At 61.0% G+C, this 21,182-nt stretch carries 21 protein-coding genes and 3 tRNA genes; 11 read left to right on the top strand and 13 right to left on the bottom strand.

Going from position 1 to position 21,182, the window contains the following annotated elements; translation table 11 throughout:
- Nucleotides 1-223: 223 nt before the first annotated feature.
- Nucleotides 224-299, bottom strand: a tRNA-Trp gene (locus M6D32_RS16525).
- A 163-nt stretch (nucleotides 300-462) separates the two neighbouring features.
- Here M6D32_RS16525 and M6D32_RS16520 point away from each other — a divergent pair.
- Complete coding sequence (locus tag M6D32_RS16520; RefSeq protein ID WP_298258064.1) at nucleotides 463-1,686, top strand: serine hydrolase domain-containing protein; 1,224 nt, start codon at nucleotides 463-465, stop codon at nucleotides 1,684-1,686.
- A gap of 87 nt (nucleotides 1,687-1,773) precedes the next feature.
- Here the strand turns inward: M6D32_RS16520 and M6D32_RS16515 are convergent, their stop codons facing one another.
- Both M6D32_RS16515 and M6D32_RS16510 read right to left on the bottom strand, forming a co-directional pair.
- Nucleotides 1,774-2,541: an SDR family oxidoreductase gene (locus M6D32_RS16515; protein WP_298258062.1), complete on the bottom strand. Its 768-nt coding sequence runs from the start codon at nucleotides 2,539-2,541 to the stop codon at nucleotides 1,774-1,776.
- Nucleotides 2,542-2,573: 32 nt separating this feature from the next.
- Nucleotides 2,574-3,278, bottom strand: a complete 705-nt coding sequence (locus M6D32_RS16510; RefSeq protein WP_298258060.1) for a histidine phosphatase family protein — start codon at nucleotides 3,276-3,278, stop codon at nucleotides 2,574-2,576.
- Nucleotides 3,279-3,408: 130 nt separating this feature from the next.
- Here M6D32_RS16510 and M6D32_RS16505 point away from each other — a divergent pair, with 130 nt between their 5' ends.
- From M6D32_RS16505 to M6D32_RS16495, 3 genes are all read left to right on the top strand, one after another.
- Nucleotides 3,409-4,194 (top strand): SDR family oxidoreductase, encoded by a 786-nt coding sequence (locus M6D32_RS16505; protein ID WP_298258058.1) that lies wholly within the window; start codon nucleotides 3,409-3,411, stop codon nucleotides 4,192-4,194.
- Nucleotides 4,195-4,304: 110 nt separating this feature from the next.
- Nucleotides 4,305-5,102: a hypothetical protein gene (locus M6D32_RS16500; protein WP_298258056.1), complete on the top strand. Its 798-nt coding sequence runs from the start codon at nucleotides 4,305-4,307 to the stop codon at nucleotides 5,100-5,102.
- Between the two features lie 19 nt (nucleotides 5,103-5,121).
- Entirely contained in the window at nucleotides 5,122-6,297 is a 1,176-nt protein-coding gene (locus M6D32_RS16495) for an epoxyalkane--coenzyme M transferase (RefSeq protein WP_298258054.1), read from the top strand.
- A gap of 42 nt (nucleotides 6,298-6,339) precedes the next feature.
- On the opposite strand, the gene M6D32_RS16490 is transcribed toward M6D32_RS16495, so the two are convergent.
- Both M6D32_RS16490 and M6D32_RS16485 read right to left on the bottom strand, forming a co-directional pair.
- Complete coding sequence (locus tag M6D32_RS16490) at nucleotides 6,340-6,531, bottom strand: hypothetical protein (RefSeq protein WP_298258052.1); 192 nt, start codon at nucleotides 6,529-6,531, stop codon at nucleotides 6,340-6,342.
- Nucleotides 6,532-6,764: 233 nt separating this feature from the next.
- Entirely contained in the window at nucleotides 6,765-7,628 is an 864-nt protein-coding gene (locus tag M6D32_RS16485; protein ID WP_298258090.1) for a hypothetical protein, read from the bottom strand.
- A gap of 255 nt (nucleotides 7,629-7,883) precedes the next feature.
- Between M6D32_RS16485 and M6D32_RS16480 the strand changes: the two genes are divergently transcribed.
- On the top strand, nucleotides 7,884-9,314 hold the full coding sequence (locus M6D32_RS16480) for an amidohydrolase family protein (RefSeq protein WP_298258050.1): 1,431 nt from the start codon (nucleotides 7,884-7,886) through the stop codon (nucleotides 9,312-9,314).
- Nucleotides 9,315-9,331: 17 nt separating this feature from the next.
- Here the strand turns inward: M6D32_RS16480 and M6D32_RS16475 are convergent, their stop codons facing one another.
- A complete protein-coding gene (locus tag M6D32_RS16475; protein WP_298258048.1) occupies nucleotides 9,332-10,390 on the bottom strand; it encodes a phosphotransferase family protein in 1,059 nt (352 codons plus the stop codon).
- A 171-nt stretch (nucleotides 10,391-10,561) separates the two neighbouring features.
- Nucleotides 10,562-11,797 carry an acyl-CoA dehydrogenase family protein gene (locus M6D32_RS16470; RefSeq protein WP_298258046.1) on the bottom strand — a complete coding sequence of 412 codons (1,236 nt, stop codon included), beginning with the start codon at nucleotides 11,795-11,797 and terminating at the stop codon, nucleotides 10,562-10,564.
- A 204-nt stretch (nucleotides 11,798-12,001) separates the two neighbouring features.
- Between M6D32_RS16470 and M6D32_RS16465 the strand changes: the two genes are divergently transcribed.
- On the top strand, nucleotides 12,002-12,688 hold the full coding sequence (locus M6D32_RS16465) for a TetR/AcrR family transcriptional regulator (protein WP_298258044.1): 687 nt from the start codon (nucleotides 12,002-12,004) through the stop codon (nucleotides 12,686-12,688).
- A gap of 22 nt (nucleotides 12,689-12,710) precedes the next feature.
- Here the strand turns inward: M6D32_RS16465 and M6D32_RS16460 are convergent, their stop codons facing one another.
- The 3 genes from M6D32_RS16460 to M6D32_RS16450 form a co-directional block, all read right to left on the bottom strand.
- Nucleotides 12,711-13,598, bottom strand: a complete 888-nt coding sequence (locus tag M6D32_RS16460) for a 3-keto-5-aminohexanoate cleavage protein (protein ID WP_298258042.1) — start codon at nucleotides 13,596-13,598, stop codon at nucleotides 12,711-12,713.
- A gap of 85 nt (nucleotides 13,599-13,683) precedes the next feature.
- A complete protein-coding gene (locus tag M6D32_RS16455) occupies nucleotides 13,684-14,022 on the bottom strand; it encodes a hypothetical protein (protein ID WP_298258040.1) in 339 nt (112 codons plus the stop codon).
- Nucleotides 14,023-14,227: 205 nt separating this feature from the next.
- Nucleotides 14,228-14,770 carry a hypothetical protein gene (locus M6D32_RS16450; protein WP_298258038.1) on the bottom strand — a complete coding sequence of 181 codons (543 nt, stop codon included), beginning with the start codon at nucleotides 14,768-14,770 and terminating at the stop codon, nucleotides 14,228-14,230.
- Between the two features lie 740 nt (nucleotides 14,771-15,510).
- On the opposite strand from M6D32_RS16450, the gene M6D32_RS16445 reads away from it, so the two are divergent.
- Together M6D32_RS16445 and M6D32_RS16440 are read left to right on the top strand one after the other, a co-directional pair.
- Complete coding sequence (locus M6D32_RS16445) at nucleotides 15,511-15,834, top strand: type II toxin-antitoxin system RelE/ParE family toxin (protein ID WP_298258036.1); 324 nt, start codon at nucleotides 15,511-15,513, stop codon at nucleotides 15,832-15,834.
- Nucleotides 15,831-16,118 (top strand): XRE family transcriptional regulator, encoded by a 288-nt coding sequence (locus M6D32_RS16440; RefSeq protein ID WP_298258034.1) that lies wholly within the window; start codon nucleotides 15,831-15,833, stop codon nucleotides 16,116-16,118. The genes M6D32_RS16445 and M6D32_RS16440 overlap by 4 nt, the downstream gene beginning before the upstream one ends.
- Nucleotides 16,119-16,388: 270 nt before the next feature.
- Here the strand turns inward: M6D32_RS16440 and M6D32_RS16435 are convergent.
- A tRNA-Gly gene (locus M6D32_RS16435) sits at nucleotides 16,389-16,462 on the bottom strand.
- Nucleotides 16,463-16,877: 415 nt separating this feature from the next.
- On the opposite strand from M6D32_RS16435, the gene M6D32_RS16430 reads away from it, so the two are divergent.
- Both M6D32_RS16430 and M6D32_RS16425 read left to right on the top strand, forming a co-directional pair.
- Nucleotides 16,878-18,290 carry an MBOAT family O-acyltransferase gene (locus tag M6D32_RS16430; RefSeq protein WP_298258089.1) on the top strand — a complete coding sequence of 471 codons (1,413 nt, stop codon included), beginning with the start codon at nucleotides 16,878-16,880 and terminating at the stop codon, nucleotides 18,288-18,290.
- 3 nt (nucleotides 18,291-18,293) lie between these two features.
- Nucleotides 18,294-19,490, top strand: a complete 1,197-nt coding sequence (locus M6D32_RS16425; protein WP_298258032.1) for an alginate O-acetyltransferase — start codon at nucleotides 18,294-18,296, stop codon at nucleotides 19,488-19,490.
- Between the two features lie 93 nt (nucleotides 19,491-19,583).
- On the opposite strand, the gene M6D32_RS16420 is transcribed toward M6D32_RS16425, so the two are convergent.
- Nucleotides 19,584-19,669, bottom strand: a tRNA-Tyr gene (locus M6D32_RS16420).
- Nucleotides 19,670-19,890: 221 nt separating this feature from the next.
- On the opposite strand from M6D32_RS16420, the gene rlmB reads away from it, so the two are divergent.
- Nucleotides 19,891-20,718, top strand: a complete 828-nt coding sequence (rlmB, locus tag M6D32_RS16415; protein WP_298258030.1) for a 23S rRNA (guanosine(2251)-2'-O)-methyltransferase RlmB — start codon at nucleotides 19,891-19,893, stop codon at nucleotides 20,716-20,718.
- A gap of 45 nt (nucleotides 20,719-20,763) precedes the next feature.
- Here rlmB and M6D32_RS16410 read toward each other — a convergent pair whose 3' ends face one another.
- Entirely contained in the window at nucleotides 20,764-21,153 is a 390-nt protein-coding gene (locus tag M6D32_RS16410; RefSeq protein WP_298258028.1) for a hypothetical protein, read from the bottom strand.
- Nucleotides 21,154-21,182: the final 29 nt, after the last annotated feature.

The following is a 21,182-nucleotide window of genomic DNA, read 5'->3' as shown; positions in this document are numbered from 1 at the left end:
CGCTATGCGGATTTGCGAGAAAACGAGAAAAGATGTGACCACATTTGAAACGTAAGAAAGCCGGCGGGCGTTACGCCGCCGGCTTTCTTGTGCAGTTGTCGGCTCAGGAATCCGATTCCACCGCGCCTTTGAAGGAAAGCATCGGCTTAGACGGTTAACGATCCGTTAACGAGGCGGCGCCGGGCGCACGCGACCCGCGCGGCAGCTAAAATATTGATTTAGCTGGCAGGAGTGGCAGGGCTCGAACCTGCGACCCCCGGTTTTGGAGACCGGTGCTCTACCAATTGAGCTACACTCCTGTACGGACGGCGTCGCCGCCCGATCCGCGCCGTTTCAAGCATAGGCCACGGCCCGATGGCAAGGGCGAAGCGGCCATATGACCTTTGCGTGCTCTTGTTCTTCCGGTCCGGCCGCGCCAAAGATTAGAGTGAGCAACAACGACAAGATTAGGGGGAGACCGCCATGTCCGCGCAAACCGCCACGAAGCCAGCCACCCGGCCGCAAACTCCGCCCTTGCCGGAAGCCAAGCCGGAATCGCTGGGGCTGTCGCCTTCGCGCCTGCAGCGGATGTCGGACGTTTTCCGGCGCGAGATCGACAAGGGAACCATGCCGGGCGCGACCATCATGGTTGCAAGAGGCGGCCAGATCGGCTGGTTCGAGGCGTTGGGCAAGCAAAATCCGGCCGAAAGCCGCGCCATGGCGCAGGATTCGATCTTCCGCATCTTTTCCATGACCAAGCCGATCGTTTCCATCGGCGTCATGATGTTGCTCGAGGAAGGTCGCTTCCTGCTCGACGATCCGCTTTCCAAATTCATTCCGGAATTTGCTGAGCAGAAGGTCGGCGTCGAGGACAACGGCAAGCTTGATCTCGTGCCGGTGAAGCGGGCGATTACCATTCAGGATCTGCTGCGCCACACCTCGGGAATAACGTATGAACACACCGGCAACGGCCTGGTGCAACAGCTCTATCAGCAATCGCGGGTTCGCAGCCGCAAGATAACGAATGCCGAGCACGCGGCTCTGGTCGCGAGCCTGCCGCTGATCTGCCAGCCCGGCGCGGAGTGGAATTACAGCCGCTCGACCGACATTCTCGGCCGCGTCATTGAGGTCGTCAGCGGAAAAGCACTCGGCACATTCCTCACCGAGCGCATTCTGGCGCCGCTGCAAATGACCGAAACCGCCTTCCATGCCGAGGCCGGAAACGCCCCTCGCCTCGCCGAACCGTTCGCAACGGATCCCTGGAACGGCGACAAGATCCAGCTCTTCAACATGCTGGAAAAGCCGGTGATGGAATCCGGCGGCGGCGGTCTCGTCTCTACCACCATGGACTATGCGCGCTTCGCGCAGATGCTGCTCAACGGCGGCGAACTCGATGGCACGAGGATCATCGGCCGCAAGACGCTGGAATTCATGGCGTCCGATCACCTCGATCCGTCCGTCGAGATCAAGGGCACGCTGACCCAGCCCGGCCACAGTTTCGGTCTCGGCTTTGGCGTGCGCACCGAGGAAGGCATCGCGCCGTTCTCGGGCTCGGTCGGCCAGTTCTTCTGGAGCGGCATGGGCGGCACCTTCTTCTGGATCGATCCGAAGGAAGACCTGTTCGCCCTGTTCATGTCGCAGGCGCCGGGCCAGCGTGTCTATACCCGTACGCTGGTGCGCAACCTCGTCTACGCCGCGCTGGAGTAGGCCCTTCATCGTGGCTTGAGATCCCGGGTTCGCACTAATGTGCGCCCTCGGATGCGCAATTGCGCATCTGAGATGCGCTCTATCGCGTCAACTAATCGTCGCGCCGCCATCGATCACGATGGTCTGCCCGGTGGTGAACGTGCCGGCGCGCGAAGCGAGAAACACCGCCGCTCCCGCGATCTCATCGGGTTCGCCGATTCTGAGCAACGGCGAACGCGCGGTGGAGGCCTTCAATGTCTCCGGATTTTCCCACAACGCACGCGCAAAGTCGGTCCTGATCAGGCCGGGCGCGATGCAATTCACGCGGATGTTGTACTGGCCGTATTCGCAAGCGAGGTTGCGCGCGAGTTGCATGTCCGCCGCCTTGGAAATCGCATAGGCGCCGAGCACGGTTGATCCCTTCAGTCCGCCAATCGAGGAGACGATGGTGATCGAACCGTCCTTGCGCTCGATCATCTGCGGCACGACCAGCGAGATCAGCCAGTGGTTGGCGACGATGTTGTTGTCGAGGATCTTGCGGAACTGGTCATCGGAAATGCCGGCCTGCGGACCGTAGTAAGGATTCGAAGCCGCGTTGCAGACCAGCGTATCGATCGGGCCGAATGTGCGGTTGGTCTCCCCGACCAGATGCTTGAGATCATCCTTGGTCGAGATGTTGGCGGCAACCGAAAGCGCGACCTGCTTGCCGGCCTTGTCGTTGATCGCTTTCGCAACCTCATCGCAGGCCGCCTTCTTGCGCGAGGAAATGACGACCCTGGCGCCGTGAGCGGCCATGTGCTCGGCGATGGCTCGCCCGATCCCGCGCGAAGAGCCGGTGATGACGGCAACCTTTCCTGACATGTCGAACAAGTTCATGTGGCCTACTCCCATTTTTTGAATGACGACAATCAAGCAAGCTTGCTTGTCGTCACCTCCGGCCCCGCCGGTTGATGCATCGCCTTATGCGCCGCGTCGGCGATCCAGGGCTGCTGGTTGACCATCGGCAGCCGCCAGACGCTGACCGTTTCGCTCTTGATGTAATCAAGCCGCGTCACCGAACAATTGTCGACATCGAAGACAAGGCCCTTTTCCGGCTGTGCGCCCAGCGCCAGCCCGATCGCCGCCTTGATCGTGCCGCCGTGTCCAACCGCGATCACATCGCGTCCGGCATGCTCGACATTGATCCGATCGATCGCGCCACGGACGCGGTTATAGAGGTCCATAAAACTTTCGCCGCCCGGCGAGGGTTCGGCGATGTCGGCAAACCAGTGACTGCCGGCCGGGCGGCTGGCGAGAAACGCAGCGCGGTTGGTGCCCTGCCATTTTCCGAGATACTGCTCGGCGAAGGCTGCTTCCTTTGCCATCGTCGCCGGCTTTGGAAAGCCGGTATTCCAGATCGCTTCTGCGGTCTGGTGCGTGCGCATCAAACTGCTCGCCACCCATACCGCGTGACGCGGCAGCACTTTCGCCACGGCCTCGAACACGTAGCGATCGCTGGTGTCACAGGCGATGTCGGTCTGGCCGTAGATATTGCCGCCGTCGGAGCGCACCGGCGCGTGGCGCACCCACCACCATCGCGTCGTCACCACTGCCGATTTTCCCGGATTGGACATCGCCAAAGCCCTTCAATATTGTTGTGTTCGTACGTCAGGGGACTTGCCGCCTCAAGTCACTTCGACGTTTCAAACGTTGTTTGAACATTCCGCAAGGCGAAAACGCCGATGCATGGCAAGGAGAAGTCCGATGGGCCGTCTCGAAGGCAAATCCGTCATTATCACTGGCGCCGGCAGCGGCATCGGACGTGCAGCCTCGCTGCTCTTCACGCGGGAAGGCGCGAAACTGATCGCGGTCGATCGCACCGAAGGCGTGAAGGAAACGGTCGACCAGGTGCTTAAGGCGGGCGGCACGGCGGAGGCCGTGATGGCGGACGCTGGTTCCGAAAAGGACGTGATCGGATTCATCGGCAAGGCGATTGCCAGCTACGGCAGATTGGACGCGATCTGGGCCAATGCCGGCATCAGCGGCGGATTGGTGCCGATCGCCGAGCAGACCGTGGAACATTGGCAGGAAATCCTGCGCATCAACCTGATCGGCCCGTTTCTCGCCGTCAAACACTCGATGCCACACATGATCAAGCAGGGCTCGGGCGCGATCGTCTGCACGGCCTCCGTCGCAGGACTCAAATCAGGCGCCAGTGGTCACCCCTATGCGGCGAGCAAGGCCGGTGTGATCAGTCTCGTGCAAACCACCGCCTACTCCCTCTCCGGAACCGGCGTGCGGATCAATGCCGTCTGCCCCGGTCTGATCGAGACCAGCATGACCAAGCCGGTATTCGACCGCGCCAAGGAGCGCGGCACGCAGGACAAGATCGGCCAACTCAACCCCTTGAAGCGCGCGGGCCAGCCGCACGAACTGGCGGCGATGGGTCTGTTCCTGCTCAGCGACGAGGCGTCCTATGTCAACGGCCAGGCGTTTCCGGTCGACGGCGGCCTCACCGCCTCCATGCCGTATGCGGGCAAACCGATCTAAACGAATTCCAGCGCGGCGCCGACCACGCACGCCGCTGTTATCGTTGAGTTCGAAGGCCATCGACAGTACCACTGCTGAAGGCGCCCGCCCGCGCCGTGGCGATTGATCCGATGTCCCCGCGTTCAGCCCGCATTCAGATAGCCTTCTTCGCACTGCTTGTTATGCTCACGGTGGCAGCTTCCTTGTCGATCGATCTGAGCAAGTTCCAGGAGCGCGGTTCGAGTCCAGAGGGCCAGGCGATCTTGCGGGGAATCAGCAACCCCGGCGAACTCGATAACGCGCTCGGGCAGCATCCCTCGGACAACGTTCTCCAGCTGATGGCCAAGGCGATCAAGGTAGCCGCCAACACGCAAGCTGCGATCGACCAGCTGTCCGCCCAGATCGAGCCGCCGCGGCTTTCGAAGGAGCCTGATTTCGGCTCGGTGAGCCGCGACGAACTCGAATCTTTCCGCCGCGATCTGGGGACAGCGGCCGCGAATGCGTCAGCGTTTCTTCCGCGCTATGCCGCGATCCTGAAGGCAGAGCATGAGCAGATCGAAAGCGCGACCGTGTCGCTTCACGTACCAAGGGAAATCGCCGACGAGCTTTTGCATGGCGTTACGCAACGCCAAGCCACGACGTTGAGCGTCATTTCGCTCATTTTGTCGGCACGCGTCGACTATTATCGTGCTTACGACAAGTACATCACATTCCTTTCGGGCGAACTGGGCTCCTTCAAAATCGTCGCCGGACAATTCGTCTTTCCTGATCAACGCGCGGTCGAGCGCTACAACGTCGCGTCGCAAGCCATGACATCAGCCGGCAAGCGCGTCAACGAACTGGAAACTGACCTGAAAAAGCAACAACAGCCGCTGCCGGAAGAGTGGATCCCATTGACGGGCGTCGGGCAACTGGTGACAAAAAAATAACATCGGAGCGAAAGATACCATGCAGCGCAGCAACGACCGGATCCTCGTCACCCACACCGGCAGCCTGCCGCGCCCGCCGGCGTTGACGAAGCTTTATGCGATGCATTCGCGCGGCGAGCCGGTCGATTCCGCGGAGATCGCACGAGCCGGTTATGCCGCCTTGCAGGAGATCGTCCCCAAGCAGATCGAAGCCGGCATCGACATCGGCAATAACGGCGAGCAACAACGCGAGGGCTTTTTCCTTCATGTCCGCCACCGCATGACCGGCTTTGGCGGGGCATGGAAGCGCTGGCCGCGCGCCGACGTCGAGGGCTATCCCGTCTTCAAGCGCGCGCTGGAGCAGCAATTCGCCAGCAGGGAGATGGTCAGCAATTTCGCGCCGCCGAAAGTCATCGGCGACATCAAATATGTCGGCCTCGCCGAGGCCAGCCGCGAATGCACCGACTTCCGCGGCGTGCTGGAGGGACGCAAGCGCGCCGGCGCAAACGGTTTCACCGAAGCCTTTCTCACAGCCCCCTCGCCCGGCATCGTGGTGGCGGCGATCCGCAACGAGTATTACGACACCGAAGACGCTTATCTCGCAGCCGTCGGCCGTGCCCTTCAGGTCGAATATGAGGCGATCGCGTCACAAGGCTTCCTGCTGCAGCTCGATTGCCCGGACCTCGCGCTCGAACATCACATCTCGTTCCAGGACCGCCCGATCGGCGATTTTCTCGACTTCGTCGAGCGCGTGGTCGCGACCATCAACGACGCCCTGCGCAACATCCCGCGCGAAAACGTCCGTATGCATGTCTGCTGGGGCAATTACGAAGGGCCGCACGACCGTGACGTCGCGCTGGAGAAGATCCTGCCGCTGATCGCCCGCATGAATGTCGGCGCGTTGGTATTGCCTTTCGCCAATCCGCGCCACGCGCACGAGGTGCGCTGCCTCCGCGGAAAAGCGATCGCCGACGACCAGGTCGTGGTCGCCGGCGTTATCGATTCCACGACAAACTTCGTCGAACACCCGGAAGTCGTCGCCGAGCGGATCGAACGCGTTGCCAAAACCCTCGGCGATCCGACGCGCGTCACGGCCGGCACCGATTGCGGGTTCGATACCGCAGCCGGCGCCGGCCGTGTGGCCGAAGATATCGTGTGGGCGAAGTTGCGCGCCCTCAGCGAGGGCGCTCGAATTGCGTCGGACAGGCTGTTTTAGGCAGCCTGCCAAATCTTTGTAGGAATGGTCAGTCGTTGAAGGCTATCGCTCGTTGGCGACATTTCGGAGCACAATCTCCGATAGGCGAACCACGAGTTTTCTCAGCCTTGCATTTTCTTCGAGCAATGAGACGACATCGTCGTCAGCATAATCGTCGTCGGTAAATTCGTCCGGTCCAAATGTCGATCCGTCCAGTTCTTCCAGTACGCTTTGGTGCGGTTGTGCGGGTACCATGGCCAATTCCCCAATACTTTATTAGCCGAAACATGACCCCAGTTCTTCCACCCGCAGTCAGAGTGATCTGAGTCGAGGGCGGATTTGAGACGAAAGTGGGAATCTGTTGCGGCGCATCGCCTCGCCGCAGCGATCACGCCGAGTCTCGAAACGACGCTGCCCGAATTGCACCGCATTTGCGCCGCCGCGCTGGCCGATTGCTTTAAAAAATCCGAAGAAATGCGGGACGCTTGTTATCCTATGTTACCCGGCGGCGTGCCGGCGATATGGCCTTCGATCGCGTAGAACACGCATAGCGCGAGGCTCGCCCAGACGGCCGCACTGAAATAAAGCGACATCCACGCGATTTCTTCCTTCCATTCGGAAAGATCATGGGTGACGACCCAGCGCGTGCTCACGTCGCGCAACCCTTCCAGCGGCCGCAAGCGCCGGTTGCCGCGCGCAACGTCCGTCCGCCAGCGCTTCCGGTACATCGGCACGTCGACCGTCATCAAAAAAGCGAGATAGATCACGATGCCGACAACCGAGACTGCGAGCGCGACGCGGATTGCGCCGTCAAATTCCGGCAGCAGCCGGCAAAGTCCGACGCCCGCAATGAAGAAGGCGACTGCCCAAAGTGAGTTCTCGATCGCGTTGAGGAGATAATTCGTGGTGACAACCGCATACCAGGAGAAGCATTCCGCGACCAGAATTAGCGGCACGATCACAAGAGCGGCATTCACCGCGGTCTCAGCGCCGGTCATCGTCCCCAATTGCCGGAGAATCATCGTCCACTGCGCGGCGAAACAGACTTCAGCCACGGTCGCGACCGAGCGGCCGACGGCAACGCTCGACAGCCACGTATCGAACAGGCAGATCCGCTGCACGTCGGCGCGTGGCAACAGCGAGCGGAAGGCGCAGCCAAACACGTAGGCCGCACTGAGCAGCAGCATTATTTCCATGCCTGGCACATGGCCGGAAGAGCTTGCCTCATGTAGCTGCCGGTACATCAAAACCCACGCGGCGACGTTGACGCCGCTGACCAGCGTCAGCATCGCCCACCACCAGGACAGCGGATTGGACCAGGCCAGTGAACGTGGCCGCGCTTGAAATTCCATCCGCATCGACATCTCCGTGTAACCGAACGGACATCTACGCATATTTATTTTGTCACGAAATATGGCGGATCACGACTGGAAATTTGCCCTGCCCGCCCGCGTCACGGGCGAAGCCGCAAGGCGTCAATTCCGCGTTGCTGCCGCGAAGACCGCACCTCGCCGCCGCTAATTGGTGTAAGAAGGCGCAGGCGACATACCCGGTCACAAACGATCCGCGCCAAAGTGATCGGCGGCGCCGCCGACGGGGAGAAACAAATGTGTGAAATTTGCAGGCGAGGCTTCATCCGCGGCGCCGCCGCGCTCGGCACCGCGGGGTTGTTTTCATCGCCGCTGATGGCGCAGACGCCAAGCGCCGCCACCGGCTCAATCCGCCTGCCTGCTCGTGGCGAGTTCACGATCACCAACGCTTATATCATGACGATGGAGCGCGACTTCGGCGACATGCCCGGCGCCTCGCTGCATGTGCGCGATGGCGAGATCGTCGCCGTTGGCAAAGCTGCCACCAGCGGCGGCGAGACGATCGACGGAACGGGCATGATCGTGATGCCCGGTCTGGTCGAGACCCACTGGCACATGTGGAATACGATTTTCCGCAGTTTTGCCGGCGACAAGAAGGACGAAGGCTATTTCCCGACGGTCGCGCGCTTCGGCCAGCAGATGACCCCGGACGACATTTTCCGGAGCACGCGGCTTTCGGCGGCCGAAGCCATCAACTCCGGCATGACCTTCGTGCACTCCTGGTGTCACAATGTGCGGAGCACGGCGCATGCGGAGGCAGATATCCGCGCGCTGGCAGGCGCCGGCATCCGCGCCCGGCATTCGTGTGGCTGGCCTCAGGGCCTGCCCGACACGCAGATGGCCGATCAGACGCCGATCGAAACGCTCGCCAGGAACTGGAAGGACTATTCGAACGAAGGCCTGTTGACGCTCGGCATGGGATGGCGCGGACAATTCCGTGCCGGTCCGATCAAGCCCGAGGTCTATCAGCCGGAGTTCGACAACGCGCGCAAGCTTGGGCTGCCCATCAGCGTGCATGTGGCGTCGGCTGCGCATCGCGCGGTCGGCCAGGTCGAGTTGCTCAATAAATCAAACCTGATGGGCAAGGACGTTCAGCTCATCCACGCGCTGGCCGTTACACCCGCCGAACTCGGGATGATCGAAAAATCAGGTGCTTCGATCTCAACGTCGCCCGGATCTGAACTGCGCATCGGCTTTGGCTTTCCGATGATCTCGGAAGTATTGGCGACGCGCATTCCAATCGGAATCTCGGTTGATACCGCGGCCTTGACCGGAAGCTGCAATTTGTTCGCCGTGCTGAAACTCGCGCGCGATTGCGAGAACGCCCGCGCTGAGGACGAATTCAAGATGACGGCGCGACGAGCGCTCGAGCTCGGCACCATCGAAGGCGCCCGCGCCATGGGGATCGAAGACCTGGTCGGCTCGCTCAGGCCGGGAAAACGCGCGGACCTGATCATGATCAGCCCCAATGCGCTTAACATGGCTGTCGTGATCGACCCGTCGCATCTCGTGCTGGAGGCGACGACACCGGAGAACGTCGACACGGTCGTGGTCGACGGCCGCATCCTCAAGCGTGGCGGCAAGCTCACCGCTATCGACACGACGGAAGTGATCAATGGCGCGCGAACAGCACTCGCCGGCATCCGCGAGCGCACCAAATGGCGGTGAGCCAGGCGGGCCTGGATTTAGACCGCGCCTGCCTTCTGTGCGTAATCCCAGGAGGCCTTTGAGAGCGGCACGGTGCGCGCGGCTGATTCCATCGCCTTGGCGCTTGCCGCGGTGCCATCGCGGATGCGCCCGGCAATGCCCTGCGTGATGCAGGCAAGCCGGAACAGGTTGTAGGAAAAATACCAGTTCAGGTCCGGCACTGCGCTGCCGGTGACGCGGCAATAGATTTGCGCGGCATCGTCCAGCGTCGGAATGTTCAGCGCTGCAAGGTCGGCATTGGCGAGACCCGGCATGGTCCATTGCATCAACAGATACGTGAAATCAGCCATCGGATCGCCGAGCGTCGACAGCTCCCAATCCAGCACCGCGATCACCCGCGGCTCGGTCGGGTGGAAGATCATGTTGTCGAGACGATAATCGCCGTGAACGATCGAGACGCGCTCCTGGTTCGGGACGGTGCGCGGCAGCCATTCGATCAGCTTTTCGACCTCTTCAATGTGCTTGGTTTCGGAAGCGCGGTATTGCTTGGTCCAGCGATCGACCTGGCGCGCGAAATAATTGCCGGGTTTGCCGAATTCGCCGAGGCCGATCGCCTGCGGGTCATAGGTGTGGAGTTTGGCCAGCGTCTCGATCTTGTCCTTGAAGATGGCGTGCCGCGCCTCGCGCGTCTGGCTCGGCAGCGCCGGATCCCAGAATACCCGCCCCTCTTCCATCGACATGATGTAGAACGCCGCGCCGATCACGGCGTCGTCAGTGCAAAGCGCGTAAGCCCTCGCGACCGGAAAACCCTGCTTACCGAGCGCGGAAATCACGCGGAATTCGCGGTCGACCGCATGCGCCGAGGGCAACAGCTTTCCAAACGGCTTGCGGCGCATCACGTAGGAACGCGCCGGCGTATCGAGCCGGTAGGTCGGGTTCGACTGGCCACCCTTGAATTGCAGGACGGTCAGCGGCCCCTGATAGCCCTCGACGTGCTGACGCATCCAGCCATCAAGGCTGACCTCGTCGATCCGGTGCCGCTCCTCGACCGGTTTGGTTCCGGAAAATTCATCGTCGTTTCTGACGCCTTCGGCCACGGTGAGGTCCCTTGAATCGTTTCGCTCCGTCATTCCGGGGCGATGCGCAAGCATCGAACCCGGAATCTCGAGATTCCGGGTCTGGTGCTCAGCGCAAAATTGAATACCAATTTTGTCGCTCCGCACCATCCCGGAATGACGATACAGGAAGCGCTGCCTGTTAGCGCTTCGTTATTTCGCCGGAGCGTTGGCATACTTCCGAAGCTCGAGCCTGGCAATGGCGCGGTTGTGGACCTCGTCCGGACCATCGGCGAGCCGCATGGTCCGCATCGAGGCATAGTCCCGCGCCAGCCCCGCATCGTCCGAAACGCCGGCGGCGCCGTAGGCCTGGATGGCCTGGTCGATGATCTTGAGCGCCATGTTGGGCGCCGCGACCTTGATCATGGCGATTTCAAGCTGCGCGGTCTTGTTGCCCACCTTGTCCATCATGTCGGCCGCCTTCAGGCACAACAGGCGGTTCATCTCGATATCGGTACGGGCTTCCGCGATCCGCTGCTCCCAGATCGAATACTCGACGATCTTCTTGCCGAAGGCGGTGCGCGACGACAACCGCTTCACCATCTTCTCCAGCGCTTCCTCGGCCTTGCCGATCGTGCGCATGCAGTGATGGATGCGGCCGGGACCGAGACGGCCTTGCGCGATCTCAAATCCCCGGCCCTCACCAAGCAGGATGTTGCTGGCGGGAACGCGCACGTTCTCGAGCAGCACCTGGGCGTGACCGTGCGGCGCATCATCGAAGCCGAACACCGGCAACAGCTTTTCGACGGTGATGCCGGGCGTGTCGAGCGGCACCAGGATCTGCGACTGCTGCTGATGCTTTGGCGCCTTCGGATCGGTCTTGCCCATCAGGATCGCGATCTTGCAGCGGGGATCGCCGACACCCGACGACCACCACTTGCGGCCGTTGATCACGTAATGATCGCCGTCGCGCTCAATGCGCGTTTCGATATTGGTTGCGTCGGAGGAAGCCACCGCCGGTTCCGTCATCAGGAACGCGGAGCGGATTTCGCCGTCCATCAAGGGGCGCAGCCACTTGCGCTTCTGCTCCTTGCTGCCATAGCGGATGAATACCTCCATGTTGCCGGTATCGGGCGCCGAGCAATTGAAGACTTCGGAGGCCCAACCGATATGGCCCATTTCCTCGGCTAGCGGCGCATATTCAAGATTGCTCAATCCCGCGCCGCGGAATTCGTCGTCCTCATGAGACGACGGCGGCATGAACATATTCCAGAGGCCTTCGGCCCGCGCCTTCTTCTTCAGTTCCTCAACGATAGGGATCACCTTCCAGCGCGCGCCCTCCTCATCCTGCTTGCGGTAGATCGGCACCGCGGGACGAACGTGATTTTTCATGAATGACTGCACCCGGTTAAGCCATTCGCGCTGGCGTTCCGACATCGTGAAGTCCATGGGCGTACCTCATCTTGGCTAGAATTGATTGGCGGCGACTTTCTCGCCGCCGGCGGGTGTCTGCAAGTCCATTTCGAGAAGCCCCGCGATGCACCGGATCAATTTCGCTGGCGAGGCGCCAGGAAGATTGGTCCCGCATTGACATCGGGGCGTTCAAACCATAGTTTCATACAATTGTTTGAATTGCAACACGGCCCTCGCCTCATGCCGTCAGATCGGACCCGCGCTTTGATCCTGGACGCCGCCGAACGGCTTTATGCCGAGCGCGGCTTCGGCGACGTCACGCTGCGCGACATCGTGGCGGCGGCGGGTGTCAATCTCGCGGCGGTGAACTATCATTTCGGTTCCAAGGACGAGTTGATCGCCGAACTCTTCGTCACCCGCGGCATCGCCAACAACCGCGAGCGGCTCACTGAGCTGAAAGCGGCGGAAGTGGCCGGCGGCGGGCGTGCAGATGTGAAAGCAATCCTGCACGCGCTGATTGGCCCGACCCTGCGCGGCTGCCTGGGACCGGAAAACGAACGATCGACGGCGTCGCGCTTCATGATCCGCGCCTCGATCGAATCCGTGCCGCCGATCCGACGGATCAAGAACCGTGAAGTCGATCATTTGCGGAAATTTGCAGTGGCGATGCGCCGCGCGCTACCCGATTGCGACGAAGCCGATATCTATTGGGGCCTGCATTTTGCGCTCGCGATGGCGCACCAGACCACGCGCGACGCCGAGCGGCTGACCAAGCTCTCGGATGGCCAGTGCGACGTCGACGACGTCGAGGCCGTGATCGATCGCATCGTCGACGCTGCGGCGATGACGCTGACGGTGCGGACAACTGCCAGCAAAAGCCCGGAAGGCGCCGCGCCTGCGCGCCGCGCCGAAAGGTTACGCGGCTAGGCCGCATCTCTTCAGAAGCAACTCAGGACAGCTTGAGCATCGCCCGCGCTTCGGTGGGGGTCGCGACCGTCGCGCCAAGATCCTTGAGGATTTGTGCCGCGTGGGCCACGAGTTCGGCGTTGCTTTTGGCAAGCACGCCCTTGGACATATAGAGATTGTCTTCCATGCCGACGCGGACATGGCCGCCGAGCAACCAGGACTGCGCGACCATCGGAAACTCCGAGCGGCCGATGCCAAAACCGGCCCAGATCGCTGCCTCCGGCAACAGGTTGCGCGCATAAAGCATTGTCTCCGGCGACGGGTCAAAACCGTATTTGACGCCGAGCACCAGCGTGCAGAGCGGCGGGCCATGCAAGGTCCCGTCTGCAATCAGGTCGCGCGCCAGGTGAATGTCGCCGGAATCGAACAGCTCCAGCTCCGGCAGCACGCCCACTGCGCGCATCCGCGCCGCCATCTTGCGGACGTTCGGCGGCGTGTTGATCACGACCTGCCCGCCTGAATTCATGGTGTTGAGATCGAGCGTGCAGATTTCAGGCTTTAAGATCTCGACGTGCTCGACGCGCTTTTCCGGCGCCATCAGCGTGGTGCCGGGACCGGCGACCTTCGGATCTTCGTCTGACGGCACGAAGCGGCCACCCGGCCCGGTCGTCAGGTTGATGATCATTTTCGGATTGCGCGCGCGGATTCGCTCGATCACGTCGCGGTAGAGATCGATCGACATCGACGGACGGCCGGTTTCGGGGTCACGCACATGGATATGGGCGATCGAAGCCCCCGCTTCCGCGGCCTCCAGCGCGCTGTCGGCGATCTGCCGTGGCGTGATCGGCAGATACGGCGACTGGTCCGGCCGGGTGATATTGCCCGTGATGGCGCAGGTGATGATGACCTTGGGGTGCGGTTGATGGGCCATGTCGCGGCGCCTTTGTCGGCTTGATGGAGGTTGGCAAGTCGAATAGCGCAACGGTGAGCCGGAAGCGAGCGGCGGAGTTTGCCGGTCAGGCTTTCTTTTTGGCCGCCTTCTTTTCTGCCTTGCTTCTAGCCGCGGCTAGCATCCTGGTCTCAGTCACCTTTATCTCTTCGAGCGCATTCTTCATCGCCCGCGCGTAGCTGTCGGCGGCATTCTCCGCCGTAAGGTGCAACCGCCGCGCCGCTGCATTCGCAAGCAGCATCATGTCCTTGGCGGTTTGCTTGAAGCGCGCCTTGCCTTCCCTGGTTTTGGCCTTGGCAGCCAGCCCCATCAAGCGGGCGTGGCGCTTCCTCGCCTCCCCCATCAGCGCCTTGTGTTGAGTTTTTCCGATGGAGCGGATCACGCCATCGAGGTCAGTCTCGGCCATGATTGTTTCCTGATTGATACTTTGTGGCGTGCGCCATCGCACACCGCTTCGATTCGACCATACCAAGGGGCGCCGCGTCTTGGCTAGAAGCCTCCGCAGACGCGCCACGAATCGAGAGAGCTTTGTAGATCAAGACAAAAATTACCCCGCTCCATCTACGCGATGAAGCGGGGCGTTATCGCCTGCAATGCTGCTTCTATCTAATTTAGAATGCCGCCGACGCATAAGCGTTACGGAAGGCAATGGCGCCGGCCAGCGACCGCGGCCGGGTTCGCACCGCGTGACCATCATTGCCGCTTTGAACGATCCATTGTCCGTTCTCGCGACCGACAATCTTCCCAACGTGATGGCTCCAGACCACGATTGTGCCGACCGACGGGCCGCCGGCGTTGGAGCCGTAATGCGCCCACGATCGAGCGAGGTTGTATTGAGGTCCAGGGTCGCTGCCGACCTGTTGGCGCATGTACCATCCACACCAGGCGGCCGGCCGGCCTCCCAAGCGCGCATGCCGGTAGCTTGAGTGCTCGTAACCCGAGCGCTCATGGCTCGACCGCTCACTGCTCGAATATCCAAACCCGGAACCAAAGCTCGAGTAGGCGTACCCCTCGGCCTGTTGCCGATCGTGGCGATGGGCATAGTGCCGATAATGATGATGGGCATAGTGCCGGTAATGGTGTTGATGAGTCCGCGCCTCCGCACTCGTTGCAAATGCAAATAACAATGCACTCGCGGCAACGAATCTACGCATACTGTCTTCCTTCGTGCTGTTGAGGGGAATGAGGATCGCCTTGCGATCCAAGGGCCGCGTGATCCAGGAATGGACACTTCGCTGCGGCCTGAACAATGAGAGCCGAAATGCATTCGGCTCACCGCCTTAAAGGAACGGGGTGTGGCCTGAATGTGGCGAAGGAATGCAGGAAAAACAAAGGGCTATGCGCTCACGCATGGAACATTTGAGCGCGCGAGGGCGACGAGAATTGACCGCGTTAACCTCTGCGCAATCAAGTGTCGTCACGACGCGGATATGCGCAATTTCCGGTATTGCAGCGGTAAAACGCCACCAATCAGCTGACGCCTAAAGCACGTCAACCATCTCGCGCGCGAACGCATGAAATCGCTTCTGCCGATTCAAGTGTTGGTGAAGATCGAGCGGGTGAAGGGAATCGAACCCTCGTATTCAGCTTGGAAGTCAGAAAATTCCGAAATGGGTTCAAGGGCCATTCTGACATTTTGCAGCTTTTTGGTTCCTTGAGATCATTACAGAATTTCCCATTGTCAGACTAACCGCCCCCTGAGTTGAAAGCCCGGCGCATCCTGCGAGGTGAAAGCGCTGCAGCATCTCGAACAGGCACCGAACTGCCTCAAGGTCCGCATCTTTTTGGCTTTCCGTTTGCTCAATAGAGCCAGCGGCGGCGGCACAGGAAGTCTCGGAAGTGTCGGGGGCTTGAGAGCCTTGCCTCGGTGTATCGATTCTGATACATTTGATGTATGAAGCCCATTTCGTTCCTCGGGGACAGCCGGGATGCCATTCGCGACTTCCCCGACGACGTTCGATACCGGGCTGGCGTCGAGCTTCGTGCAGTGCAGAACGGCTTGGACCCGGACGATTGGAAGCCGATGAAGGCGGTCGGCTCAGGCGTACGCGAAATCAGGATCAGGGACGCATCGGGAGCGTTCCGCATCATCTATCTGGCGGCGCTAGCGGATCGGATCCTCGTGCTCCATGCGTTTCAGAAGAAAACGCAGCAGACGGCGCAGCGGGATATCGAACTGGCCGCAAAACGGCTCAAGGATTGGAAGGCACAACAATGAATGTGGAGACCTTCGATAGCGTCTTCGACGCTCTGGCGGATACTCAGGCGGAGGCGGCCAACATGACCGCTCGCGCCGATCTGCTGTTGGCTATCCGCGAGCGGATAAAGGAATGGAATCTCACGCAGGAGGATGCGGCCGCGCGCCTCGGGCTGACGCGGCCCCGCCTCAACGATCTGATGCGTGGCAAGCTCGACAAGTTCTCGCTCGACGCACTCGTCAATATCGCTGCGGCCGCCGGATTCAGGCTACACATCGAGCTTGAGGACGTGAAGGCAGCCTGAAGGCTTCACGTCCAAGCCAAACTTCGCGCGTGCCTATCCTATTTTTACGCCATCGCCGCCGATCGCCGCACGCGCGTTCAACACCTCTTCCCCAAACCAAAATCTTCGGTTTTGATGAGCTTGCACCTGTCTGAAAACAGCAGTGTGGGAATATGCGAGACACGAAAAACAGTCGGTCGCAAAGCGAGCAACAGAAAATGTAAAGCAGCCTTTGTCAGAATGAGATCATCAAAAAAAGAGCCGCCTCACGCGCCAAGTCACTGAAAACATTGGAGCGGGTGAAGGGAATCGAACCCTCGTATTCAGCTTGGAAGGCTGCTGCTCTACCATTGAGCTACACCCGCGCGCGAACGATCCCCTATCACGCCGGATCGGCCGTCTCAACCTCCCTCGCATTGTTTCCGGTCTTAACAGGCCGAAGGTAGCCTCCTATATTGAACGCTCCACCAACAACGAAAGGAGGTGATCCAGTGTCTTATTCCAAGCGCTGTCACCTCGCTGGGATCGCCCGCTAAGCCATCGGCTTGGTGACCTCAAGGGCGTTTCTCAGCGCCTGAACCAGCGAGTTTTGCGAATGGGGCGCGACGGGTTTTCCCGCCGCGCCCTTTGCCGTGAATGGGCCCTGCCTTGCTGTCGGCGAGCCTCTAAAACGGCGATCGGTCCCGTTGGACTTGCCGCGGGTGCTGTGCTTTACCCGTGGCGGACCTTCGCAAGCGCAGCCCTTGCGACAGCGGTTCGGGAACAGACGTCGATCTCAACATGCTTTTTTACGAGCCGCTGTTCCTCCTCGCCTTTCCCGCCTTCTACGCGCTCTATCTGCTGACGCGAGGAACTGAAGCGAAGAAGTGGGCGCTGCTGATCGCGAGCACGCTGTTTTATCTCTGGGGCGAGCCGGTCTTCGTTCTCGTCCTGCTGGCGTCGACCGCGTTCGACTATATGCTGTCATTTCGACTCGGCGCCCCGGCCCCGCCCGTTACGCGCAGGCTCGCATTGGCGGCAGGCATCGCCGGCAATCTCCTGATCCTTTTCGTCTACAAATACGCCGATTTCCTCGCCGACAATCTCAATCTGGTGCTCAGCCCCTTCGGCGAGCATCGACTGCCGCTTCTGCATCTGGCGCTTCCGATCGGCGTCTCCTTCGTGACGTTCGAAAAGATCACCTATCTCGTCGACACCTATCGCGGCATCTCGAAGCCCGCCGCGAAGTTCCATGACTATTGCCTGTTCGTCTTGTTCTTCCCGAAACTGTTGGCGGGCCCGATCCTCAAATATCACGAGATGCAGGATCAGATCACCTCACCGCGGCCGGTGGAGTGGAGCGATTTCGGCGTCGGCTTTTTGCGCTTTTCGCGCGGCATCGGGCGCAAGCTCCTGATCGCCGATCCGCTGGGCGCCTTCGTCAACTCGATCTTTGCGGCGGATCCCACAGGCCTCGACGCCGGGCGCGCCTGGCTCGCGCTCGCCAGCTTTACCCTGCAAATCTATTTCGATTTCTCCGGCTATTCCGACATGGCGATCGGCTTGGCGCGCATGCTCGGCTTCTCCCTGAAGGAGAATTTCGACAAGCCCTATATCGCGCGGTCGCTCACGGAGTTCTGGCGGCGCTGGCACATCTCGCTCACCACCTGGATCCGCGACTATTTGTACAAGCCGCTCGGGGGAAATCGCGAGGGCGAAGCGCGCACCTACCTCAATCTCTGGATCTGCTTCCTGCTGTCCGGCCTCTGGCACGGCGCCAGCTGGAATTTTGTGCTGTGGGGCGCGTACAATGGATTGTTCCTGACCCTCGACCGCCTGTTCCTGCGCAAGACGCTCGAACGATGCGGCGCCGTGATTGCAACACTCGCCACACTCTTCATCGTGATGATCGGCTGGGCGATCTTCCGCTCCAATTCCCCATCGTACCTGTTTGCCTTTCTGTCGGCGCTGGCGGGCATGACGAACGCTACCAACGCCACCGAAATTCCTGTCGAGGTGCCGTTTACTTTGGTTGTGGGCGCCATCATTTCGCTGTTGCCGGCTACTCGCTTCTATCCCGCGCTGATCGGCGGTTATGAGAGGCATGCCTGGCTGCGAACGCTGACAGTCTCAGCACTTGTCGTCATCTATGTGCTGTCGATTTCGCGGGCGGTGACGGTGCCTTTCCAGCCCTTCATCTATTTCAGGTTTTAGACCATGGGCAGCATCGCACTTTCCCGTCCGATTGCCCGCCTGGCCTTTTACGCCTTTCTCGTTGCCTTGCCGCTCACCACCGCCTCGAATCTGACGGTCGGCCAGAAATACCCCAGGACGTTCCTCAGGGTCGGCCCCCACCTCGGCGGCGTCACCTACGATAAGCCGGTGGTCTTCTCATGGCCGGAGATTCGCAACGGCACGTTCCAGAAGGCGGTTGCGAACCGTATCGCCGAGGCTATCCCGATCCGGCCGCTGCTGATCCATATCAATAACGAGATGATCGTTCAGATGTTCGGTGAGGTCACCGCCCCGGAAATATTCAAGGGGGCAGACGGCCAGCTGATCGAGAGAAGCTATCTCGAAGACTATTGCTCCCGCACGGAGGGTATGGGCGCCAAACTCGCAGCCATCGCGCTGCCGAAACTCATTGACATCCAGAATTACTACGAGAGCCATGGCGGCGTTTTCATTTACGTGATCACGCCGTCCAAAGCCGCGGACATGCCGGAATATTTCGCCAGCTACCTTCCCTGCGCGAGCACGCCGGCCGCGCGAACCCAGCTCGTCCCCGACTATGTCAGCGCGCTCAGGCAAGCGGGCATCCATCTCGTCGATACTGCGAGCCTGATCCATTCACTGAAAGGCAGCTATCCGTTCGATCTGTTTCCTCAAGGCGGCGAGCATTGGAACGAGGTCGCCGGGGCGCGCGCGGTCTCGGCCATCGTGGAGGCAATCAATCAGCAGGCCGGGCACGAGATCATTCCGCCCTTCAAGTTCACCTATCAAATGTCGGGCGTGCTGAGCGGCGCCGACCGTGAACTGGTCAACCTCCTGAACGTGTTCTTTCCGCCGTTAAGCTATCAGGCGCCGAAAGTCAGCTTCCAGCCGTCAATGCCGTGCGCCGAGAGCCCCGCGCGGCAGCTCGATGTCGAGATCGTCAGCTCCAGCTTCGGCCATTTGCCTGCGCGCTTGATGATCGAGGGCAATTGTCTCGCACGGCTTCAGCTCTTCTACTACGCCACGCTCGGCCGTTTCGGGGGCGAGCCCTATCGCGAATTGCAGCGCAACCTTTCCGACAGCGACCTCAATGCCTGGCGGAGCGCCAAGGTGATGATCCTGGAGGAAAACGAGTCCTTCATGGCATCGAACAAGGTGGCCTATGTCGATCAACTGAGGGCTGTGTTGAAGAAGCCGTAGCGGTGACAGCCCGCCTTCGCCGGTCGGCTTCGGCGCGGCAGCCTTCGCTACGTGAGGGCTTGCCTGGCCGGAGCTTGCGAAGCGAGCGAAGGCTGGTGGGGAAGGAAGGACTCGAACCTTCGAAGCCATGAGGCGGCTGATTTACAGTCAGCTCCCTTTGCCACTCGGGACACTTCCCCGTCTCAGACCATCGCAAACTTGCCCGCTCGAAGCGGCGGAATCAGCCTGCCGATGACGCTGAAAGCCGGACGGCTTCGTCGAAGCCCCGGCCGGGCGCGTTTATGAGCGAAGCCGGCAGCCAAAGTCAACCGAAGCCGGGGACGAAGATACCAACATTTTCAGAACCTCAGTAAAATGTCGTGTAATTGCCTTGCGCCGGAACCCGTGAGACAAGCCTTCCATGCGCGACCGAAAGCCAAAATTTCATCGTGACGAGGGAGGCAGGAGACCGCCCGGACCGCGACGCAGCGCCGGGAGCAAGCCGCCGTGGCGCGGGCGCGAAGGCGCCGCCGACGATACGGTCATCCTGTATGGCTGGCACACGGTGACGGCGGCGCTCGCCAATCCGAAGCGGCGCCTTCGCAAGCTGTTTTTGACCGAAAACGCCGCCCGGCGGCTTGCCGACGACAAGATCGACACCCGGATCGAGCCTGAGATCGTGCGGCCGAACCTGATCGATCAGCGGCTCGGGCCGGACGCCGTGCACCAGGGACTGCTGGCGGAGGCCGACCCCCTCGCTTCGCCCGGCATCGATACGCTGCCGCAAGAAGGCATCGTGCTGGTGCTCGACCAGATCACCGACCCGCATAATGTCGGCGCGATCATGCGCTCGGCGGCCGCCTTTGCGGTGAAGGCGATCGTCACTACCGCTCGCCATAGCCCGGAAGCGACCGGGGTGCTGGCCAAATCCGCCTCCGGCGCGCTGGAACTGGTGCCGCTGGTCACGGTGCAAAACCTTGCCCGTGCGGTCAATGAGATGAACGAGTTCGGCTTCCTGACCGTCGGGCTCGACAGCCAGGGACAGGAAAAGCTCGGCGCCGTTGCGCTACGCCAGCCGCTCGCGCTGGTGCTCGGCGCCGAAGGCAAGGGCTTGCGCCAACTGACGCGTGAAACCTGCGGCGTGGTGGCGCGGCTCGACATGCCCGGCGAGATCAAGAGCCTCAACGTATCGAATGCCGCTGTGCTCGCGCTCTATATCGGCGCGAGCCGGCTCGGCCTGATGGGCTAGTGGAGTAAGCTCGATCCGGCCTTGAAGAAGCCGCGGCTGCGGCGATCAGTAATAGCTGTGCAGCACGTGACGGTCGCCGTAGCGGTGCCAGTGGTGGTGATGCCAGGGATGGTGCCGGTACGCGTGGTGACGGTGGTGATAGCCCCAGCCATAAATGCCTTCTTCCCGATAGACGCGGTGCGGCGCGAAGTCGCCGGGTCCGGTATAGGTCGGGCCCTGCTCGACATAATAATACTGCGGCGGCGCGACAGGGTTGTGGTACTGCACTTCCGGATTGGGCAGGCGTTCATAGCCTGCATAATACGGCTGAACGTAAGCTCCGCCGCACGGGCTGACATATCCGCACTGCGAGCAGGTATCGCATGCCTTGGCAGGCGCGACGCCCGCGGCAATCACGGCCAAAGCCGCTACCGCTCCTGAAATCATCTGACGCATTACTCTCTCCTGTTAGGACGCTTCGTTAT

It is taken from the genome of Bradyrhizobium sp., assembly GCF_027307225.1.
Lineage (GTDB): Bacteria > Pseudomonadota > Alphaproteobacteria > Rhizobiales > Xanthobacteraceae > Bradyrhizobium.
Note: the sequence above shows the minus strand (reverse complement) of the source record. Positions and strands in the feature narration are given on the sequence as shown.

What these genes read in the sequence shown, in the direction of transcription:
- M6D32_RS16465 (WP_298258044.1), top strand. Translation starts at nt 12,002, where the DNA reads ATGCCGTCAGATCGGACCCGCGCTTTGATCCTGGACGCCGCCGAACGG.
- M6D32_RS16510 (WP_298258060.1), bottom strand. Translation starts at nt 3,278, where the DNA reads ATGTCCAATCCGGGAAAATCGGCAGTGGTGACGACGCGATGGTGGTGG.
- M6D32_RS16480 (WP_298258050.1), top strand. Translation starts at nt 7,884, where the DNA reads ATGTGTGAAATTTGCAGGCGAGGCTTCATCCGCGGCGCCGCCGCGCTC.
- M6D32_RS16495 (WP_298258054.1), top strand. Translation starts at nt 5,122, where the DNA reads ATGCAGCGCAGCAACGACCGGATCCTCGTCACCCACACCGGCAGCCTG.
- M6D32_RS16490 (WP_298258052.1), bottom strand. Translation starts at nt 6,531, where the DNA reads ATGGTACCCGCACAACCGCACCAAAGCGTACTGGAAGAACTGGACGGA.
- M6D32_RS16430 (WP_298258089.1), top strand. Translation starts at nt 16,878, where the DNA reads ATGCTTTTTTACGAGCCGCTGTTCCTCCTCGCCTTTCCCGCCTTCTAC.
- M6D32_RS16445 (WP_298258036.1), top strand. Translation starts at nt 15,511, where the DNA reads ATGAAGCCCATTTCGTTCCTCGGGGACAGCCGGGATGCCATTCGCGAC.
- M6D32_RS16450 (WP_298258038.1), bottom strand. Translation starts at nt 14,770, where the DNA reads ATGCGTAGATTCGTTGCCGCGAGTGCATTGTTATTTGCATTTGCAACG.
- M6D32_RS16500 (WP_298258056.1), top strand. Translation starts at nt 4,305, where the DNA reads ATGTCCCCGCGTTCAGCCCGCATTCAGATAGCCTTCTTCGCACTGCTT.
- rlmB (WP_298258030.1), top strand. Translation starts at nt 19,891, where the DNA reads ATGCGCGACCGAAAGCCAAAATTTCATCGTGACGAGGGAGGCAGGAGA.
- M6D32_RS16455 (WP_298258040.1), bottom strand. Translation starts at nt 14,022, where the DNA reads ATGGCCGAGACTGACCTCGATGGCGTGATCCGCTCCATCGGAAAAACT.
- M6D32_RS16470 (WP_298258046.1), bottom strand. Translation starts at nt 11,797, where the DNA reads ATGGACTTCACGATGTCGGAACGCCAGCGCGAATGGCTTAACCGGGTG.
- M6D32_RS16410 (WP_298258028.1), bottom strand. Translation starts at nt 21,153, where the DNA reads ATGCGTCAGATGATTTCAGGAGCGGTAGCGGCTTTGGCCGTGATTGCC.
- M6D32_RS16515 (WP_298258062.1), bottom strand. Translation starts at nt 2,541, where the DNA reads ATGAACTTGTTCGACATGTCAGGAAAGGTTGCCGTCATCACCGGCTCT.
- M6D32_RS16460 (WP_298258042.1), bottom strand. Translation starts at nt 13,598, where the DNA reads ATGGCCCATCAACCGCACCCCAAGGTCATCATCACCTGCGCCATCACG.
- M6D32_RS16505 (WP_298258058.1), top strand. Translation starts at nt 3,409, where the DNA reads ATGGGCCGTCTCGAAGGCAAATCCGTCATTATCACTGGCGCCGGCAGC.
- M6D32_RS16485 (WP_298258090.1), bottom strand. Translation starts at nt 7,628, where the DNA reads ATGGAATTTCAAGCGCGGCCACGTTCACTGGCCTGGTCCAATCCGCTG.
- M6D32_RS16440 (WP_298258034.1), top strand. Translation starts at nt 15,831, where the DNA reads ATGAATGTGGAGACCTTCGATAGCGTCTTCGACGCTCTGGCGGATACT.
- M6D32_RS16520 (WP_298258064.1), top strand. Translation starts at nt 463, where the DNA reads ATGTCCGCGCAAACCGCCACGAAGCCAGCCACCCGGCCGCAAACTCCG.
- M6D32_RS16425 (WP_298258032.1), top strand. Translation starts at nt 18,294, where the DNA reads ATGGGCAGCATCGCACTTTCCCGTCCGATTGCCCGCCTGGCCTTTTAC.